Raw genomic sequence first — 20,840 nt, forward strand, 5'->3', positions numbered from 1 at the left:
GGGCCCATCAACAGCCAGAGGCCTTGCAAGGAAGGCCTCTGGCGCGCCCATTGGCGTGTCTTGCTTAATGCCCGCTCCATCAGGCGCGGATCCCACGGTTCAACGCATTGGCAGTTCGCGAGCTGCACTCAATTCCTGTCCAAGTAGCTTGCCCTCCACGGGTGCTTGAGCTTGCGGGAGCCCGGCCTTGACCCCGATGACGCGTCCACATCGTTATCGTCCCCGGAGTCCAGCTCCTGGTCTACCGCGTGCGCGCGCTCGCTTCGTTTCACCAATGCCAACACCTTTTGAAGCATAGGTGCGGCTCTGGACCGGCGGTCATTCTCGATCAAGGCTTCCGCCCCATTGGGCACGATGAGGCTGAGGGCCAGGGTCACATCGAACACTTCGGCACACGGCAGGTCTTGCACAGCCAGGGGGTGCCCGGGATCCAATCGCCGCAATTCCTCGAACGGCCGGCGCAAATCGGCCATTTGCTTACGCGCAACCTCCAGGGTGGCCTGATGCCGGAAGATCTCCAAGGAGTCATCTTCGGTTAGCAGGTTGCGCAGTGCGTCTGCAGCAGTCTGCCGCAGGGGGTCGAAGTAGAACATCCACCCTGGATTGCTGGTCATCTCCAGAATCTGCTGCGCCTCGTTAACGAGGCGCTCCACCTGCTCCCGGTCAGTTTCCGTTTGAGTGGGTTGTCCGATACCTGCACGTTTCATGGGTAGCCTTCCGATCTGTGTGATGTTGGGTGAAACATCGTGGTGGGGTAGGACTCCATCTGAGCCAGAAGGGGCTCTGGGTAGGGCAGTAGTATCACCCATGGAAGCGGACATGGACTCGATTTCCGCCAAGGAGAACCCCATGAAAAAGGCCACCACCGGATGCCGGGATGGCCCTGTGACTCTCGAAGACGCGGGGCTAGGTGTCCGGATCCCGGTAGTTGCGGGCGATCCAGGCCCGCAGCGCATCCCGCGTGGCCGCGTCGCGAGGCGCCTTCTTGCGCTGCAGCCAGCTGGTCAGGGTGCGAACGTGGACGCCCAGCTCGTTTGCGAGCTCTGTCTTTGTCCAGTGGCCATCTGCAAAGACGCTGGCCACAGAGAGCAGGAGATCGTCCTTGAGGCGCCCTTTCTCATCGCGGCGCTTGGGGGGCACCCAGTCCCGTGGATGGGCATGCACCCGCCGCTGATTGTCCTGAAGCGCCCCCACCTGACGCTCCAGCTGGGCCACGTGCTCCTGCAGCCGGCGGATGGCGAGATCGGGCGGCCGTTGCATCAGCGTCTCAAGGTGGGCGTCCAGCTGGCGCGCCACGTGCTCGCGTTCCCGCCGGAAGCGCTGGTCCAGATAGGCCTTGGCCTCCGGCCCAATGGGGCCGGTGTCCGCCGAGGATGAGGGCATGATGCGTCTCCTTTCCGCCTTCCGGATGTGCCTGCCGCGATCTTACACGCACGATTCCGCTGTCACGTGACGATCCGCGATCAGGCGCCGAACTCGCCACGCCAAGTCCCTGAGGGCCGCACGGTCGGTCGAGGTCTCCTCTGTGGAGAGGCGGGGCACATCGGCGTCGTCCAGCGCCAAACGGACTTGGTGAAGAATCTCCTGGACCATGTCGCGCTCATGACAGGCCTCCTCGACCTGCCCGACCAGTCCCTCCGCCGCATTCCACACGGCATGGAACCCGTCCGAGAAGGGCGTGTCCGCGCGGCGGGCCAGTTCCTGGTGCAGTGCCTCCACGCGCTGAAGACCGGCCAGGCCTCCGGTTCGGCTGGTCAAGAGGCGCACGGCCTCTTGCGTGCCCCGATTCCAGTCCACAGCCGCCGCCCCCTGGGCGTACAAGGCGTCGTGGTGCGTGAGGTGGCGCTGCAAGGATGCGTGCCCTGCCTGGAACCCCAGTCGGAAGACGAGCCGGCTCTCTTCTGTGGGTTGATGGGCCGCCAGCCGGTCCAGCTCCTCAAGGGGCGTGCACAGGCCCCGCTGATAGCCGTCCAGGCAGTGATGGCACAAGGCTTCCACGTCCAGCGCAGGCGTGGCCGCGGGAGTCGTGCGAGTGTCGTGATGCATGGTCGTGTCCTCCTGATGAGTAGTGGTTGGATGATGCGGATGCTTCCGGATTTCAGCAGACCCGCCCACGACGCCGGTCGCGCAAGGGGTGGGCGATGGATGGCTAGAAGGGAAGGTCATCGTCCCCTCCGGCATCGTGGGCGTTCTCCTGGGCTACGGGTGCCGTGCCATCTGTCACGATGCCCGAGGCGATGCCGGTGAAGCCCAGCTCCATCTCCTCCCCACCCACCAGGCGCCGGAGGGCGTCCTCCACCCGCTGATCGTGCAAGAGGACGGCGTGGACGGTTCGGCCCCCGTCGGACACGCGCGGCGTGTGGTCGGCCTCGCTGGCCACGTTGTTGCTCCTGAGAATGCGAGTCAGTTGCCGGGTCCCGAAGGGCCGGCTCGGGAACCACGCTCCGGAGGTCACCAGCATATCGCGAATGGCCTCGGAGAGCTTGGTGACATTGAATTTGTGCGGGTGCATGAGGAGTTCGAATTGCCGTCTGTCGTCGCCGAGCAGGATGTCGCGCAGCGCCGACAGGACCAGCACATGCTCGTTCTCCAGGCGCGCCCGTTTCTCCTGCAGTGAGGCCATCCGCTCCTGGGTGGCCAGGATCTGGTCTTCCACGTCCATGATCTGGCCGGCAGAGGACTCCGCGTCCACCAGACGGGCGAGGGTGATCGGAGGCAGCCAGATCTCGCGCTGCCGGCCCTTCAGCCCTTTGAACTGGCCCACAAGGTCTTCAGTGTAGATGCGATACAAGAGAGGAAAGACGGACAGATTCCAGCAGTGCAAGTGGTTGCGCAGGTCCTGGCACAACCGATCCAGCCGCGGGCCGCTTTGGATGGCGTCCTCGAGCTCCACTTTGTGATCCGGCGCCAAGCAGGGAATGACAATGCACCGGCTGCCCAAGACAGCGTCCAGCTCTTTGATGGAGGCCAGGCACTTGGGGCCGAACGTGGAGAAGCGCTCGGGCTGCAGGGTTTCCGGATTCGTGCGAATGACCATGCCATTCACGCGATAGGATTCGTTGAGGATCAGGCGCACGGCCTCCTCGGGCGTGTCGCGGCCCGGGTTGGCCAGGCGCTCGGCCTCGTCGATGAGCAGCGTGGGCCGGGTGGCGTGAGTCAGCCGAAAGAGGGCCGCGCCCGTGATGCTGCCAGTCTTCAGGGCGTTGAAGCACAGGCGCTCCATGAAGTCCATGGACAGCGACTTGCCGGAGGCGGCGTTGCCGTTGAAGTGCAAGAGACCCAGGGAGCCAAAGAGGGCGAAGACGTAGCTCAGCAGCACGTAGATGGCCACCACGAACAGACTGCCCGGATCGGGATACCACAAGAACTGCTGCAAGAGGGTCCTGATCCGGGCGAAGAGCTCGGCCGTGTTGGGCCGGCAGGCTGCCGGATTCGTGATGAACTGCTTAATGCTGAAGGGCGTGCCCTCTTCCAAACTCCAGCGCGGCATTCCCTCCATGGGAAAGCGCGCCAACTCTTTGTCGCCCACTTGGCGCTGGGCATAGAGCACGCGGCGCGCCGTAGGGCCGTCGGGTGTCCACTCCACCTCCACCAGCTGCTTGGTGGGGACCCAAAGCCCGTCCACGCGCTTGGACAAGTGGAAACCGATGTTGCCCCGGGGCGGGCCGTCGCTGGGGAAGACGAAATCCGTGGCGGCAATGCAAGGCCGTTGGGTGTGGTAGTCGTAGTCGTCTTCGCTGTCCTCGTCGGTGCGCGTGGCCCCTTCACCAGCCGCAGACCGGGCCGCGGCCTCCCGGCGTTCCCGCTCGGCCTGGCGCTCGCGGATGAGGCGCCGCAGGTCGCCCGGCGAGGTGATGATGCGCTTACCCAAGGCCGTCAGGTAGGCGCCCTGACGGGTCACAGGCAGGCGGCCGATGTCATCCAGGAGGGCGTCCAGGGCCATCTGGGCCTTGACGTCCAGCCGCTGGCCCTTGCTCGCATTCGGCACCCGGTCCAGCTGGTAGCCGATCAGGTCGGGTGCTTGGGCGGCCAGCACCCGGAAGTCCTCCGGCGTGCCGCCCGCCTGGGCCCAGTCGCTCACGTCCTTCTGCTCCGGCACATGGAGGATGGCCACTTCACCCGTGTCGCCCAACACGTCCTGGATGGCCCGGGCACTTCGCACTGCGCGACCACGGCCGGTGGTATCGTTGTCCCAGGCCAGCACGACGCGGGTACAACCGGCAAAGCGCTTGGCATGGGCCACCGCCTCAACGCCCAAGTTGGCCACGGCGGCGATGCCCCACTGCATGAGCGTCCAGCAATCGGGGATGCCCTCGGTCAGGATGATCTCCCGTCCACCCTTCAAGGCGTCCAGGTTGTAGAGGCCCGCCGGCTGGCCAGCCAGGTGCATGTACTTGCGCTTGTTAGTGGGATCCAGTGTCCGGAAGGTCATGCCCACCACGTGCTCGTGGTGGAGGACGGGAATGGAAATGCGCGCATCGCGGAAGCACGGCGCGAGATTCTCCAGAAATAGTCCCGCTCGAGCAGCGTCGTCGCGCGAGATCCCCTGTAGCTTGGGATCGCGGCCCAGGGACTTGGACAACGTGTCCAGGTCCATCCAGCCCAGGCGCTGGGAACGCAGCAGGTCCTCGCCAAAGCCCCGGCCCGTCAGGTATTCGCGCATGCGCCGCGCCTGCACGTGGTCACTCCAGAGCCGGTCCTGGGCCCAAGCCGTCACGGCCTCCAGCACCGCCTCTCGCTGCAGGCGCTCCTGGACCTCGGCTTTCTCCTTTTCCGTGGGCGGGCGATGGCGAATACCAGCCAAGTCCGCGCAGTACCGGATGGCTTCTGGAAAGGTCCGACCGGTCAGGGCTATGGCCAAGTCCGCCACGCTACCTCGGCACGGATCAAAGGGATGGCTCCAGCACACCCAGGTGTTGCGCTCGGCGTTCACCTCGAACGACGGGTTCTCGTCGTCGTGCCCTGGAATCGGGCAGCGGATCTTCTTGTGCGGCGTCACGCCGCCGGGCAAGAGGAGGCCGATAGGCACATCGCGCTTGACTTGGTCGATCAGCTCACCGAATGCACCCACTGGCCACCTCGCTTGCCCTGCACCGTCGATTACCCATTGCTAGTCTGGACTCTGGACTGCCGGCCCCCCCCGGGCCCTTAGGCCCCGGTCAGCAGGAAGTCCACGACATCCAGTGGTTCGTACATAACGCTACGCCCGACGGTCAGGTACCGGGGCACAGGCAGACCAGCCCAGCGCCGGTTGCGCAGGGTGCCGATGGTGCGCTTGAGGACGCGGGCCACTTCGACTTCGGTCAAGAGGGCAGGCAGGGCGCTGGACGTGTGGCCCAACTCCCGATGGACGGCGTCTAGCAGCCGGGAGCGGCGCTCGTCATCGGGCAGGTCCTGGAACGGCGTGCGGGTTTGGCAGACGGCAATCTGGCGTGCCGGGCGCTCGTGGATGCGGGGAGAAAGGGGAGGTGTCATGAAATCGACTCCGTATGGGTTGCTGGGACGATCCGCGTGATCCTGTCAACATGTGGCCAGAATGACGGGTCATGGAGACAATGGTCTTGTCATCGATGCCGACCCTTCCAGCCTCTTTTCCCTACGGTATCCCGCCCGTGAAGCACTTGCAATACCGCCCGCCCACTTTCTTTCATTCACTTACTTTGACTACCTAAGCTTCCCTATTTTGATTTACTCCTTTCACGATATTTTGATGACGAGTGTTTACCTATTTTTCACTCGTAACGAAATGGGAAGAATGCGGAGCTCTGCGGAATTCTGCGGAATTCTGCGGAGAATTCGTGAATCACAGAGAAGATTCAGTTTTCCCGATTTTGTGATATCGCCGCGCGATGCTGTGATGACCTCAACCGGAAACGAGGTCAGAAGAGGGACACTGAAGTCGAGGGTCGGCGTGGAATTTCATTCAGATATCGTCAACCCGGGAGATCAGTTGCGCTCGAGGAAGCTCCAGGGTGTGGCTGGTTTCTGCTTCCAGTCCTAAGGGGCGGGTTTCGTGTGGGATGTTCAATCCGCTGCCGAGGACCCACACGTTCTATGTAATCCGTGAGCACGGCTGGTCTCGCATGCAGCTATCAATGGATAGGCGAAGGGGCAATTGGGGATAACATGGTGAAGTGAGAATCTCGAGACGTGACCCAGGGGACGATCTACAGTCCTGAGGTCAGGAAGGAAGAAGGCCAGGAATCAGGCAGACTGGTTGGGAGGAATGGTTCGGAACGGAAGTCCTAGGGGTATGGTCGTCCAGAAGAGCAGCCGTTGGGAATCACTGTGTAGGAGTCTCTTGTCGCAATTCAGCCTTTGACGATGACCCTCTTGCGCCCGCGCCCTGTGAGCTCCAACGCGGATCTGGGCGCCAGTGCGCTCGGCCATGTTGTGGGCGTGGGAAATGACGCCGACGCGGCTGCCCTTGTTCCTGAGCCAAGCTTGGTGGGCCTGCCATTCATCAGCTTGTCTCAATCACTCTCTCCCCGCTGCGGCCGGTCTTTGACTTGCTGGCAAAGGACGACTGGTTCTGCAGCTTCCTTTAGCCTTCGATCTATGAGTCAGCGCGCTGAAAGCCGAGTGGCCACCCCTGCGATGTGGGTAAACAGCTCCTGGACGCTGCGCCGGGCCACGGAGCTGCGGCGCGGTGCCGCCACGTACAAGCCGCTGACCTTATGGTCCAATTGGGTGCCCGCCCAGATGACCACCAGGTCTGCCCAGGCCACATCGTCCCGGGCTTCCTTCAGGGAGCGCGTGGCTGTCCCGTCCACCAGACGGACGTCCAGCTCTCGTGGCAGGCTGCGCCGGATCTCCTCCCGGCTCTTGGGCGATCCGCCCAGGACGCACAGCTTGGTGATCCCAGCGTGTTGGCAAGCCGACCGCATGCGGTCACATGCCTGAGACAGTGCCTTGCCGCCGCAGATCTGGCAGGCCTCCGGTGTCAGGGCCGCTACCGCAACTCGGTTCCCCGCATCCAGGTGGGCCGTCCGCCGGCAGTCGCCGCGTCGGCATACCCGAATGAAGTCTTCCTCCAACCGAGTCGCCGCCGGGTCCAATTTGGTCAGTTGGATGCGCGGCTTGTCCAACCGGGTCAGGCCCGCCGCAGCCAGGGCTTGGTTCAATTCGTCATGGTGATTCGCATATCCCAGACGTATAAAGAAATCGCCCTTGGGTACATCGGTCTGCATGCAACAACCCTTCCTTCGTCGACAATAGCCGTTTCGTCCGGCGCGTATGGAGATGTATGAAACGAACGGGTCCGTCTCACGTAGTATAAAGTGGGAAGGCAAAGGCCTTTCCGAGTGTCAACGTGTGATGGGCCACTGTAATCCCTGGATCTTGCAGCCAGGCCAATGGGAGCGTTTTCCAAACAATGGGATCGGCCCTTTAAATTGGGCTGGCATGAGGTGTCAATCTCTTTTTCCGTTGGGCTTCGAACGCTTCAAGGTCGGGTGAGATAGAGTACGTAGACCCCGAGCACCTTCACGGCTTCATCTCCCGCGTGGCCAGGAGATCCTGGGTCCATTGGGTTGCTTGGCGGTCCAGCAGCGCCTGCAGCGCGGCCTCGCCGCCAAGCTCCTCCACCGCCTTGGCCCATGCGCGATACACGGCGGCCTGCCGCTCGTCTTCCTCGTGCGGGTCGTTGTGGCAGACGAGGAAAGTGTAGGTACGGCCCAGCTCCTTCAATTCCAAGTGGAGCGGGTGTTGCCGTAGCACCTCACACTTGAAACAGTGCACGGGATGTCCACAGCCGTAAATGTCGAGGATGGCCATCTCGGCGAACAGCAGCCAGTAGCGCCAGCGCATAATCTCGCCCGTTGCTCGGTTGAAGATGGGCGTGGCCGACAGCACGCGTATGCCGGCCGAGAAGTACACGATACTCTCCTGTTCCGCCACCCAGTTGACTCGCACCGTACAGCCCGGGTCCTCATGGAGCTGGTCCAAGTCGGCCTGGAAGGCCCGCTGATGCTCGACTCGGATGTCGTCTCCCATCCCTTCACCCTCACTGGGTTATCAATCCGCTGACCGTCCGGCAGGCTTGGGGATCCCATGCCTCTTGGACAGGGTCACCACATTGACCTTTGGACTTGGGCTGCCTATCACGAGACTGGAAAAGTGCTCCAACAGTGGCACAGCGCCCTGAAAAATGGTCTCGTTGGAACTGTGCTTCGCCATGTGCTTCCATGCCGGGCCATGTCCGAGAGACGGGTCTCCCACGTGAAGTCGTCCACCATCTTGCCGGTCTTGTCACTGACTTAGCGAATCACGTCGGCACGACGTAGCGGGTCCGGACTGAATCGCATGGACTTGTACTGAACGAGGTCGGCCCTCAGGAGGCGCTTGAGGACCAGTGCGGCGAGCGCGTCCACGTCCTTGAGGACTGGCTTCAGGCCTCTATCTGGGCCGACCGCCGACAGTCGCCTCGTCGGCATACCCGAATGAACTCTTTTGCCAGCCGAGCCGACACCGAGTCCATTTGACCCTACTAGATTCGTGGCATGTCCAAGCGGATCAAGCCACCCGCCGCAAGTGTTTCGTTCAGTTCGTCATGGTGATCCGCATATCCAAGACGCTAAAATGGATCGTCATTGGGTACATCGGGTTGCATGTGGACGTCCATCCCCTTATTCAGAGCGCGCCGACAAATGGAGTACACCTCCTCATCACCATAAAAATGAAAGGCACCACGCACCCGGGTTTCGCTCTCTACCACGCTCGCGGAGCATAATTCCATGGTAAACTCTTGACGAGGCAACGAATATTTTTCAAGGACGAAAGAATCTTGTTGCTTCTCCGTAGGTTGTTAGACATTCTACAGGCAGCAGGATCAACCCTCTGCTTGTCAACTTCATAGAGCTCTCAAGCCATACATGATTTATGCACAGACACCCAATGGCGAGAAATCTACCTCGAGAATTGAAGTCTCTCTGCATCCTCTCACTCCATTGCTCAGTGCAAAGGCCCCCGACTAATTGGAGTTATGCCATGTCTCACCTTAATCTGCGGTTTCGCTCAACAGCGAGTCGTATAAACATTTCACTATTTTTGTTGGCATTCTTATTCTTGCCAACATTTGCTCAAGAAACTGCTTTACCCTGCTTTAATGATATCGGATTCTCCCATCCGTTTGGTGGAACAGAATCAAATCAACGAATTGATAGCCTTCTTAACACGGCCAAATCTGTTGGGAAATGGCTTCGAGTTGAAATCCCATGGGCCGCAATACAGCCTGATACAAGCACGTTTGTTTGGATAAATGATCTGATTAATACTGATAATGTTATTACGAAACCATATCAGAAGGACCTTACACTGATAGTGGTCATCAATACAACCCCCTCTTGGGCAAGACCGGAAATATTCCAAAACAGTCTTCCCTATTGGGAAGACACTCTTAAATTTGCTGGCCCAGACTCTTCAGCAATTGGAGCTTTTGCGCATTTATGTGGACGTTTTGCCGCACGCTATGGAAGTTATGTTCATTATTATGAAATTTGGAACGAACCCAATGGCCTGGATTTCTATAGAAGGACAGATTCAACCGCCGATTACGCTCTTTTGCTGAAGGCTGCAGCAGATTCAATTCGCGCATCGGACCCAGATTCTGCATATATTATCACCGGTGGGCTGGTGCCAATTGCGCATACAAATGGCAATGGTGAATGGATCAGTTCGCATGATTGGGTAGACAGCCTTTATCATTATTCTTATCCTGACACGAGTCAACATTCTCGTGACTATTTTGACTTTTTAGGTTATCACCCTTATGCGCCTTATGATATATCTGCAGGTTTTGATACGAGTTTAAGCTGGGATCCGCTATACGATTATTGTGATACTCTTGGCAATCTTAATGATGACTCACATCACCCTGAAGCACTCTTTCTTTATACATATGACTTGCATGAACTTATGAGAGATCATTTTGATGGAGACAAGAAGATATTTGGAACTGAATTCGGTGGATTGCAATACTATCACCATATGTTTGAAGATAAGCAAGCAATGAGGATCAATCATTATATTAGCAAATGGAAAAGCTGGGACTTTGTCGGTCCACTACTTTATTTTAACGTGAGAGATTATCCATACGATACTACATGGGTTTGTGGGGCCTTTTCGGAAACTTGGAACAGAAGACCGGTTTTAGACGAGCTACAAAATTGGGGTACAGGAAAGGCCGTTTATCATCTTGGAGAAGATAGCACAGCCTTTTCGTATCAAAAGTTAAGCAATGCGTGGATTGGTAAAAGATTGGTGGCTGCCGCAACCTATTTTGATACCGTTCGTGTCTTTCTTCACGGAGACATAACATATGACGGAGATGCATGTTCGTTTGATCTTCTAAATTTTGCTGATCTTCCTCAAGATTCTCCATTTCGATGTTTGGAACTGATCGGTGTCGGCCCCGAATTTTCGGATACCACCGGACATGCCATTCTTCATGGCGTTAGTGGATCCATCAAATTGAGATCCGATCAGACCTTGATCCTGCGAAATTTGACCTTTCAAAACTGTGGTTCCATGTCCCATTCCATGTTTACCACAACAGGTGATGTCGTGATGGATAACTGTAGCTTTATTGAAAATAGCTATCCGCAAGGTATCATTGGATGGGGTGATGCAGATCTGGAAGACCCAGAAATCAGGTCCACCCAACTTGTGAAACTGAATTATTGTACGTTTGCTGACAATGTAGTTGGTTCTGGGGCTGATCCACTTTGGTTGATCAATTGCATAAATGGCATAATCATGAACAAATGTACCTTTTCAGATAACAGCTACCCGGCAGGAGATGTCTACCTACGACAAGGAGCTCCACAGATTTCGAATTCCATATTTCTTTCGCATGGTGACGGAAGCAGGTCATCCATTGTCAATGGCTACGCGGAGCCTGAGATTGATCATTGTTTGTTTGATCAAAATACTTGGGCTGCTTCCTACTGCTGTCTTAGCAATGGCGGAAATCTGATTGTTGATCATGACAGTTCTGCGACACAAGTGACTTTTGTGGATCCGTCACAACACGACTATCGGCCCAGATGGAATTCCATCGCCTTGGATGCCGGACGCCAAGATTCGCTGGACTTCGACCTAACCTATCAGGATATCGGTTGGTCGCCCAGGTATAGGGTGACGGAAATCAGCGGCACGGTGCCGCTCCAACAGCGCGGTTGGTATAAAGTGGTGGGCAACACCACGTTGACCGGTGGCACGGATCCAGATCTGGTGATTCCGGATGGCACCATCATCTTGTGTGATGGCGCATATGAGATGGTCTTTCGGGACACCGATATCGACAATGGCTATCTAATCACGGTGGGAAGCTCATCTGGCGCCCGCACCTCGCTGGTCAGCCACGGGCTGGGCAATCTGACCTTTGGCTCCACGACCACGGCGCCCCTTTCCACGGCCGTGACCACCAAGGGCGTGCTGTTCAACCGCGGACCCGATTGGTGCACCGGTTTTGGATTTGTTTGGTTCAACACCTGTGATGTAGATATCGACGGTCAGGGTGGCAATACCATATTCAATGACTATGATGAAACGTGCATTTATTTGGATAATGATTGTGGTGGAACAATTCATAACATTGATTTCAGGGAAGTGCGCCAGTATTTGCCAACAAATGGCATCGGTCAGATATGTGCATTTGTATCGGGATTGATCATTGACAATGTAACATTCGATCAAGTTTCGAACTCTGAGTGCTATTTTGATTGTAAAGTCAACATTGGCTTCATGAATGCCAATGCTGCGACGAACGTAATCTCTAATTGTCATTTTTTAGATGCCGAACAGGATCCTGGAACATCACAAATACTCATGTATAGCAGCAATAACTATCTACATCACAATGTCTTTGACGACGTTCGGGATGCCGCCATTGACATATCATGTTCTACGGTGAAAATGAACAATATTGCGGAGAATTCATTTTACAAGCCATTTTCTAATAACAATACTTTCGATAATAAACCAGTTGTCAGAAGTTATCTTGGATCCATGGATTTAAATTGTGGATACAACTCGTTTGTCGTGTCTCGTTTTGATGTGCCAACAAAATTTGTGACCGCTTCCAGCGGTACCACCGATTGGTCATCAAATTTTTGGGGGCAAGCATGTGATGAGCCGCGAGATCCCATCGGCCACATTCCGACCTTTGTCACCAATGTCAGCCCGACCTTGCCGGAATGCCCAACCGCGGTGTTCGAGGATCCCTGCAGTTCACAACAAAGCCCGTCGGCTCTGTACAACGCGGCCAGGAGCGCGCATACCAATGGCAACTACCCGGCTGCCATCTCCTACTGGAACGAACTACTCCTGCTCTATCCGAACACGCTCAACAGCATGGAAGCCTGCAATGCGATGAAGACCATTGGCGTGTGGACCGAGTTCGGAGCCGAAACCTACTCGGCCATCGCCTCCATGCTGGACACCATTGCGGTGGTGTCCTTGCCATTGAACAGCAGTCTCTCCCTGCATGAGTTCTGCAACGGGTTGTGCGTGGAAGGCCGTCATGGCGATCGGCAAGCTGTGATTTCATCGTTCGACAGTCTGCTGGTCGCCTTTGCAGGGAAGAAGGACGAACTGGAAGATATCCAGATCTCAAAGGCGGAAGTGCTGGGCTATCCCCTCCAAGGGCAATCCAGCGCGCTGGCGGATCCGTTCGCTACGCGGGCTCACCGGCGCCTGGCCATTCGCAACCTGCTCAACGTGATGGCGGGCCGGGACGAGGAGGCAACGGGCACGGTTCTGGAAGCGGCCGTGGCCAGCCAGCCTGCCACTTTCCAGATCCGTTCGGTCCATCCCAATCCTTTCAATCCCATCACGACATTGGACCTTGAGTTGAGCCGGGAATCTTTGCTGCGGGTGGAGGTCTTCAATCTGCTGGGCCAGCGGGTGGCCCGCGTGCATGACGGGCCGGCGCCCGCGGGCGGGATCCACCTGGCCATCGATGGCGCCGGCTGGGCTTCCGGCGTGTACTTTGTGCGTGTCCAGGTGGACCAGCAAACGGAAACGCGCAAGATTCTCTTGACCCGCTGAGGACAGCCATGCGACGACTCCCCTTGCTCTGCCTGCTGGCCGCTTTGCTGGGCTTGCCACGGCCCAGCCAGGCTGTCCTGCTCCAGGTGCCCCAGCAGTTCGCGCTGCTCCAGGCCGCGCTGGATTCCTGCGCCAGCGGGGATACCATCCTGGTAGCGCCGGGCGAGTACCACGGCAATTTTGTGGTGCCGGACAAGACGATCACGCTGGGATCACAGACCCTGCTCACCGGCGACACGCTCTTCATTCCCCAGACGATCCTGGACGGCGATTCGCTGGGCACGGTGCTGACGGTGCGGACGGGCAGCACGCACCGCTTCGTGATGGATGGCTTCTTCCTGCGCAATGGCTACGGAACCCAGTGGGTCAGCGCTGGGATCCAGTTTGCCGATTCAACCGACGCGGAATTGCGAAATCTCTACTTTGGCCCCTTGTTTCATGACCCCCCACCCAGCGATGGACAAGGGTTGGCCATCTATGGGAGCTTTTTGAATGCAGACAGTGAATATGGAATTAAAAGTATTGTGATGGATGGATTTCGATATTTCGGAGTTACCAACCGTGCTTCTTCAACTCTGATTTATATCACATCAAGAGCTGATATCACTGCAAGGAATATGATTTTTGACCACATGCAGTCTCGTTTGCTGCGTTTGGATTCGCAAGCGGGAAGTATAGACCTGGATAACATCACGGTTCAGGATGGGGTTTTTCTAAGTGGTGCGATTTCAGCGGGAAATGTCTTTTCTTCAGTTGATTGTCACCACCGAGTGAAAAATGTCAAGTTCATCCGAAATCAATATAGAAGCAGCTTGTTAGGACATGGTGCCAAATCACCAACTGAGATCGAGAATCTCAGTTTTATTGACAATGTGGAACTGGAACCTCGAACAACGATCGCATATCCTTATGGGTTTTCTCAGGGAATCAATTCCATGCACGCCAAGAACCTCGTCTTCCGGGGAAATCGTGGCTTGCGGGTAAACGCGGCGGTAGGGGAGATCTATGCTCATGCGCCTGTAGGCCAAACCATAGGCTACTCGGAGATTGATGGATTGGTGGTGGAGAATTGCGTCTTGGGGGACAGTAATTATACGCAGTGGGACAGCGCTTATAGACCAACGATGTTGACTGTGGAAGATATCTCAATCAAGAATGCACGGTTTGCCAACAATACCACCATTCTGACTCCGGGCGAAGACACCGCGGAGAATGGCGGCGTATTCAATGCACACCTGTTGTACGTGCAAAACGATCTGGCGGATAGCATCCTGTTCAAGAACATCACCTTCACGGACAATCTGGTGATTGATCGGGACAACTATGACGAAGTCCCGGTAGCGGGGGCCAGCAAAGGAAGATGTTTGTTCTTGTACACCAGCGACTTTCGTAGCTTCCTTATGGACAGTGTGTCCTTTATCCGCAACCGGCAGCCCAACATGACTCCGGAGAATCCGGCCAGCAATTTTGAGACCTATAGTGGCACGATCGGCAGTGTGTTGGGAATGTACAGTGGGCGCAGCACGTACCCCGGCGATCCCGTGAAGGTGCTCCGGAATCTGCTCTTTCTGGACAATGACGATGGCGGCATCCAAACGGATGGCGGAGGGGACGCGCGTCAGGAAACCCACTTGGTCTTGGAAAACGTGCAGATGCTGCACATGTCGCGGCAGGCGCTGGATCTGCGGGCCAAGTCGGTCAGCCTGGACAACGTGCTGATCGACGGCTGCACGCCGTACCTGCCCCTGGCCCAGCGCTCGGAGCAGATGCCCCTGCGCCTGACCTGCGCGGAGCCCAGCACCGTGCGCAACTGCACGGTCGTCAACTGCACCACGCCGTATGTGCTCATGGCGGGCCTGACCTACTCTGAAGAGGTGCGCGAGCCGCGCATCACCTTCGAAAACTGCCTGTTCGCCAACAACACTTTCAATCGCTTCGAGGCCTTGGTGGCGCAGTACGACGAGCCGGGCTGGGACTGCTTCCGGCCCGGGCGCTACAATTACTGCCTGCTGCCCCAGGCCATGAGCTACGGTGAGCAGAACTTGGTGGGCGCGGCGCCGCAGTTTGACGCCGCGCTGGGGCCGCCCTATCTGGACCCGGCCTCGCCTTGCGTGGACGCCGGCAACCCCGCTTCCGCCAGCCAGGACCTCGAGGATCCGGCCCAGCCCGGCTTCCCGCTCTGGCCCAGCCTGGGCAATCTGTGCAACGACATCGGCTTCACGGGCGGGCCGCACGCGGCCCTGCGGGACACGACCTGGAGTGCGCTGCCGGACTGGGAGCCCACCGCCCAGCCCCGCACCTTTGTTCTCGGTGCGCCGTACCCTAATCCCTTCAACCCGGTGACACAGATTCCCTTCACGCTGACTAGACCGCTAACGGTCAAAATCACCATTCACAATCTTCTGGGGCAGCAGGTGGCCGTGCTTGTCAACTCGATCAAGCCAGCTGGAACGCATCAGGTCGCCTTGGATGGATCACAGCTGGCCAGCGGAATCTACCTGGTTACAATGCAAGTGGCAGGTAGAGCAGAAACAAGATCCGTGACAATGGTGCGTTAGTTTTCAACCCCTTTCAGCATCTCATTCATCTCTTACTCCAAGCTGCCCCTCTCCACATCCGTGCCGTTAGGAAGGGTCGTCATTGATGGTCAGGTCTATCGCATCATCGCACCGTGACTACCCGACTTCGCCCGCGCCCCGTGGGCTCCACGCGGATCTGGGTGCCGATACGCTCGGCCATGTCGTGGACGTGGGAGATGACGCCCACGCGGCGCCCTTGCGACTGCAAGCGGTCGAGGGCCTCCATCACCAGGTTCAGCGTGTCGGCGTCCAGGCTGCCGAAACCCTCGTCGATGAATAGCGATTCCACGCGGACACGCTCGGAAGACAGCGTGGCCAGCGCCAAGGCAAGCCCCAGCGACACGAGGAAGCTCTCGCCGCCCGACAGGGAGTGCACTGTCCGCGTCTCCTCGCCGAAGTCGCGGTCGATGATGAGCAAGGACAAGGGCTCGTTGCCCCTTCGCAGCTGGTAGCGCGGGGCGAAGCTGTCCAGGTGCTGGTTGGCATACTCCAGCAATATCTCCAGTGTGAACTGCTGGGCGTACTTCTTGAACTTCGAGCCATCTGCCTGGCCAATGAGGGCGTCCAGCCGCAGCCACTTATTGGCAGCTCCTTCCAGTGCCTCCACCTGGCGGACCTTCTCTTCGAATCGCTGGCGGTTGGCCACATCCTGGTCCTTGGTGGCGGTCTTGAGCGCCAGATCCTGGCGCACGGACTCCAGGGCAGTGGAGACCTCCCCGCGCGCCACGGCCGCGTCTTCCGCTGCGCGCGACGACCCCGCCTCGCGGTCGTGGTCCGCCAAGCGCCTTTGCGCCGCCTCCACTCGCAGCGCCGCCTGTCGAAGCGACTCCTCCCGCTCGCTCAAATGCTCCTGCCGCGTCGGGACATCATCCGGGATCCCCGCGAGGGTCTCGTCCAGCGTATCCAACGGGGGAGCTGAGTCTCCGGATGCCGCCATGTCGGCCATCATCCTTTCAAGGGAAGTCTGCGCCCGGGTCCTTTGCTCCTCCCAGCCGCGCCCCCGTTCCAGCAGGGTGCCCAGCTCCCGCCCGCACTGGGACTGGTCTACGACAACCTTCTGGTGGAGGGACTGGCATTCGTCCCGGTGGGCCAAAGCCTCGGCCAGGGCGTGGTCCAGCGACAGCGCAAAGGCCTCCGCGTCGCGTGCCTCGAGCGCCTCTTCCCGCTCCAGGCGAATGAGCCGCAAGCGATCGTCCACCTCGGACAACACCAGCCCGAGGTGTCGGATCCGCTCGTCCACAGCACGCAACTGGTCTTCCCGTTGGGCGAGATTGGCCTCGGTCGTGGCCAGTGGAACCCGGGCCGCCTCAGCGTCATGCCGGATAGACTCCCCTTCGCCCCAGGTCGAACGCAAGGCGTCTCGTGCGTCTTGGTCTACCGGCAGCACAGCCCCCGCTTCCAGACACTGCCGACCGAGCGTGTCCACCCGCTCTTCCAGGGACTGCAAGCGGGTGGTTCGTTCTCTCGCGGCCGACTCCATCGGCTCGATGGCTTGTCGCAAGTCTCCCTGCTCTTCTTGCACGCGCTCCATGTCCTGGACACAAGCGTCAAGCGTCTCCCGCGCGGTGTCCGCGGCCTGTTTGGCCGCCTCCACCTGCCGCGCGCGCTGCGCCAGCTCATCTTGTGATCGATGGAGGTCGCCGCGCAGTCTCTCCAGCTCCTCCTCCGCGTCGGCGGCACGCAGGGTCCCATCGGCGGACAAGCGCAGTCCCAGCGCTTCCGCCACGTCCAGCACCTCGGCGCGGGCTTGCTCCAAGTTGTCCTCTTCGTCCTCCTGCAAGCGGAGCGCCTCGTCGAGCCTGCGCTGCAGCTCCACCATCCGAGCCACCAAGTGAGCCAAGCGCTGGTTGGCCTCGTCCAGCTCCGCCTGGCTGTCGCGGACACCTGCGTCCAGCTGACCCAGCAGCGCGGACAGAGGCTCGTCCATGGTGGACACGCCGGGGTGAGTCTGGGAACCACAGACCGGACAGGCTTCGCCCTCGACGAGAGTGTCACGCAGTTGCTGGGTGTGCGCGTCGGCCACCAGTCGGGCCTTGTCCAGGGCGGCTTGTGCGGCATCGCGACGGTTGCGGGCCGTGTCCATCGCCTGCTCGGCCTTCTCTAGCTCCGCGCCGGCGTCCGTCTGTTCCTGCTTCAATTGGGGGATCGACTCGCGGGCGACCGCGAGCGCGCGCTCCACCCGGGCTTGCGCCTCGACCCGTTGGGACAACCTGTCCGCCAGCCGCGCACGCTCCTGGTGTGTCCTCTGCGCACGGTCCAGCTCTTCCGGCTGCTGGCTCGTCAGTTCCTGTCGCGCCTGGGCGTCGGCCTTCCGGGCAGCCACCAAGGCGGTCTGAGCGGCTTCCGCTTCCTGGGCCAGCCCGCTCTGCCGCGTGCGCAGGTCCTGGAGTTCGCCCGCCTGCTCGTCGCCGGCCTCGCGCAGATCCCCGGCCGCGCGGATGTCCTCCTCAAGGGAACGCAGCCACGCTCCCACCGAGGGCCAGGACGAGTCCGCCACGCCCGCCAGGGCCGGGTTCCCGCTCTGCCAGACGCTCCATGCCTCGACATGTTCCAGATGGACCGCCCGTTCGTCTTGAACGTCCACCTTCGCCTGCTCGATCTGCGTCCGGGTCTCTTCCGTCTCAGACTTGGCCCGCTCCACCCGCTCGCGCTCGTTGCTTTGCAGCGCGATGGACTGGTCAAGCTGCCGTGCGCGCTGGATGCGGGGTTGCGCGGCGCGGCGGCCTTCCTCTGTCTCCTGCAGCGTGGATTGCGCGGTTTCCAACCGGGATCGCGCGGTCTCCACATCCTCAAGAAGGGTGCTCGTTCTCGCGTTCAGCGCCGCGATGTCATCCTGCATCCGGTCGATCCGGCCGGTCAACTCGTTGCGGTCGGCCCAGTCGCCCAGCAAAGGAAGCAAGCGGGCCCAGGCACGCAGCTCGTTGTCCGCGTCGCGGCGGGACTCCCGTTCGTCCACCAGCCGTCCATGGACCGCCACCTCGGTGTTCAGCTCACGCGTCCGGCGCTCCCGCTCTGCATGCCAGCGCTGTTCGACTTCGATCCCATGCAGGTCGGCTTCCAGTCGAGCACGTTCGGCTTGCTGGCTCTCCAAGGCGGATTGCAGCTCGGCAAGCTCCTCGGGAGTCAGCAGTCGCACAGCGCCCGCTTCCGCACGCAGGCATTCCACATCCGCGCGTTCCTGGGCACATCGCTCATGGGCCAAGCGCGAAACAACCGAAAACACTTCGGTGCTGGTCAGGGCCTCCAACAGGCTGGCGCGCTCGTCCTGCTTGGCCTTCAGCAGCGTGGCGAAGTCGTTCTGGGCCAACAGCACGGCCCGGCGGAACTGGTCGAAGGTCAAGCCGACTCGCTCGACGATGGCCGTTGCGGTCTCGCCGACCTGGGTGGCGAGCGTTGTGCCGCTGTCCATATCCTGCAGGCTGACCGCCACCGCCTGCAGTCTTGCATCCGATTTGCCGCGGGCCCGTTTCACCTCCCAGCGGGCGCGGTAGCGGTTGCCCCCGATGCCCATGAAGTCCACTTCCGCGTGGCCCTCCCCACAGCCGCGGCGCAGCAGATTGCGCGGATCGGACGGCGTGGTGGATTGCTCGCCCACATCCGGAACCGTCACACCCCGTTCGCCGGCAAACAGCAGCCGGGGAGTGTCGTGGTAGAGGGCCAAGCAGAGGGCGTCCAGCAACGTGCTTTTGCCGGATCCCGTGGGGCCACTGATGGCGAACAGGCCGCTGTCCCGCAGAGGTTCAGTGGTGAAGTCGACCTCGAAGGGGCCGGCCAAGGAGGCCAGGTTGCTGCCGCGGATGGCCAGGATCCTCATGCGCGGCCTCCTTGCGTCTGGAGGGCTTGGTCCAGCAGCTCGGCGAATGCCCCTTCCAACTCGGCGCGGTCCGGGAGTTCGCCTTCATCGTCCAAGCGGCGGGCGAAGACCTGCGCTGGATCCAGGCGCCGGACATCCGGGCCCTCCGGCGCGGATGGCGCCCCGCCAGTGACGGGTGCGGGCAGGGCCGGCTTGGATCGATCGATCCTCGCCAGATGCACGGATTTGCCGTCCAGGACCTCCTCGAGCCGCTGCCGGAACTGGACGGGCAGGATGGCCTCGCGGATCCGAACCTCAAGCAGCGGCCAGATGCCCCGCGCCGAGGGCGTGAACGGATAGGCCGCCAGCTCTTGCAGCACCTGTTCCAATGGAAGGGGCTCCGCCGGCAGGCGCAGCAGCTCCACGGCCCTGGGTGTGGGCAGGGGAGTGGTCACCGCCGTGCCCCCGTCCAAGTCAACTTGCAGCACGTGGTGGGAGTGCTCCTCTTCGGGAAAGGACAAGGGCAGGGGCGAGCCCGCGTAGCGGATGTCCGGCCGGCCGGCCACGGCTTGGGGCCGGTGCAGGTGGCCCAGGGCCACATAGGCCGCCTCGGCGGGGAACACGCCGGCGTCCACGGCCTCCTCTCCGCCGATGATCAACCGGCGCTCCGACAGCTCGGAGACGATGCCGCCCTGGACATGCAGGTGCCCCATGGCCAGCAGCGCCTCGCCGTTCCGGCAGCGTTCCAGCGCAGCGTCGGCCAGGCGGCGGTAGACCGCCCGCAGGGCGTCCTGGTAGCCTAGGCCCGAGCCGTCCCGCAGGTCGCCCGGGCGCAGGAAGGGCACGGTCAGCACCCAGGCCGCGATCTCGCCCCCCGCGTCGCGCAGCGGCGCCAGCAGGCGGTCCAGCACCGCATCGCCGGGCGTGCCGGACAAGTCGTTCTGCAGGTTGCAGTGGCCGGCCACATGGATGCCGAAGTCCTTAAGCAACCGCCTGGGCGCTTCCAGCCGGCCGGGGGAGTCATGGTTGCCGGCGATGGCCACCACATCCAGGCGGGGCAGGCGGCGCCGCGCGTCCGCCAGGAAGTGGTAGAACTGGGCCTGGGCCTCGGCGGAGGGATTGGCCTGGTCGAAGATGTCCCCAGCAATGAGCAGGGCATCTGCGGCACTCTCTACTAGGGTCAGCAGCAGCCAATCCAGGAAGACCTGGTGCTCACGGGTCCGGTCGAAGCCGCGGAGGGTTTGGCCGAGGTGCCAGTCGGAGGTGTGGATGACGCGCAATGGCAGGCCTCTCTCTTGCTGATGTCTTGGGTTTTCTCCCCTTGCCTGTCACGCGCAGTGGGCCGCCAGCCAAGCCTTCGCGTCCACCAAGTCCCGATGCAGGCTGGCGTAACTGCGGCGAAGCAGGTCGTCCGGCAA

11 protein-coding genes are annotated in these 20,840 nt (G+C 60.2%); 2 read left to right on the plus strand and 9 right to left on the minus strand.

Features of this window, described 5'->3' with window-relative positions:
- Positions 1-128: 128 nt before the first annotated feature.
- The 7 genes from WC326_15430 to WC326_15460 all read right to left on the minus strand — a co-directional run bounded on the left by WC326_15430 (position 129) and on the right by WC326_15460 (position 7,995).
- Positions 129-707 (minus strand): hypothetical protein, encoded by a 579-nt coding sequence (locus WC326_15430; GenBank protein ID MFA7332460.1) that lies wholly within the window; start codon positions 705-707, stop codon positions 129-131.
- Between the two features lie 199 nt (positions 708-906).
- Positions 907-1,383 (minus strand): hypothetical protein, encoded by a 477-nt coding sequence (locus WC326_15435; GenBank protein MFA7332461.1) that lies wholly within the window; start codon positions 1,381-1,383, stop codon positions 907-909.
- Positions 1,384-1,425: 42 nt separating this feature from the next.
- Positions 1,426-2,046, minus strand: coding sequence for a hypothetical protein (locus tag WC326_15440; protein MFA7332462.1), 621 nt, complete (start codon positions 2,044-2,046; stop codon positions 1,426-1,428).
- A gap of 103 nt (positions 2,047-2,149) precedes the next feature.
- Complete coding sequence (locus WC326_15445) at positions 2,150-5,071, minus strand: toprim domain-containing protein (GenBank protein MFA7332463.1); 2,922 nt, start codon at positions 5,069-5,071, stop codon at positions 2,150-2,152.
- Between the two features lie 77 nt (positions 5,072-5,148).
- On the minus strand, positions 5,149-5,475 hold the full coding sequence (locus WC326_15450) for a hypothetical protein (protein ID MFA7332464.1): 327 nt from the start codon (positions 5,473-5,475) through the stop codon (positions 5,149-5,151).
- A gap of 1,088 nt (positions 5,476-6,563) precedes the next feature.
- Positions 6,564-7,190 (minus strand): hypothetical protein, encoded by a 627-nt coding sequence (locus tag WC326_15455; GenBank protein ID MFA7332465.1) that lies wholly within the window; start codon positions 7,188-7,190, stop codon positions 6,564-6,566.
- 295 nt (positions 7,191-7,485) lie between these two features.
- Positions 7,486-7,995 (minus strand): hypothetical protein, encoded by a 510-nt coding sequence (locus tag WC326_15460; protein MFA7332466.1) that lies wholly within the window; start codon positions 7,993-7,995, stop codon positions 7,486-7,488.
- A 993-nt stretch (positions 7,996-8,988) separates the two neighbouring features.
- Between WC326_15460 and WC326_15465 the strand changes: the two genes are divergently transcribed.
- Together WC326_15465 and WC326_15470 are read left to right on the plus strand one after the other, a co-directional pair.
- Entirely contained in the window at positions 8,989-13,050 is a 4,062-nt protein-coding gene (locus tag WC326_15465) for a T9SS type A sorting domain-containing protein (GenBank protein ID MFA7332467.1), read from the plus strand.
- Between the two features lie 8 nt (positions 13,051-13,058).
- Positions 13,059-15,608 carry a T9SS type A sorting domain-containing protein gene (locus tag WC326_15470; GenBank protein MFA7332468.1) on the plus strand — a complete coding sequence of 850 codons (2,550 nt, stop codon included), beginning with the start codon at positions 13,059-13,061 and terminating at the stop codon, positions 15,606-15,608.
- Positions 15,609-15,711: 103 nt separating this feature from the next.
- Here WC326_15470 and WC326_15475 read toward each other — a convergent pair whose 3' ends face one another.
- Both WC326_15475 and WC326_15480 read right to left on the minus strand, forming a co-directional pair.
- Complete coding sequence (locus tag WC326_15475) at positions 15,712-19,443, minus strand: AAA family ATPase (GenBank protein ID MFA7332469.1); 3,732 nt, start codon at positions 19,441-19,443, stop codon at positions 15,712-15,714.
- Positions 19,440-20,702 carry an exonuclease SbcCD subunit D C-terminal domain-containing protein gene (locus WC326_15480; protein MFA7332470.1) on the minus strand — a complete coding sequence of 421 codons (1,263 nt, stop codon included), beginning with the start codon at positions 20,700-20,702 and terminating at the stop codon, positions 19,440-19,442. Before WC326_15480 ends, WC326_15475 begins: the two co-directional genes overlap by 4 nt.
- Between the last annotated feature and the right edge of the window lie 138 nt (positions 20,703-20,840).

This window comes from Candidatus Delongbacteria bacterium, assembly GCA_041675285.1.
Classification (GTDB): Bacteria; CAIWAD01; CAIWAD01; order CAIWAD01; family CAIWAD01; genus CAIWAD01.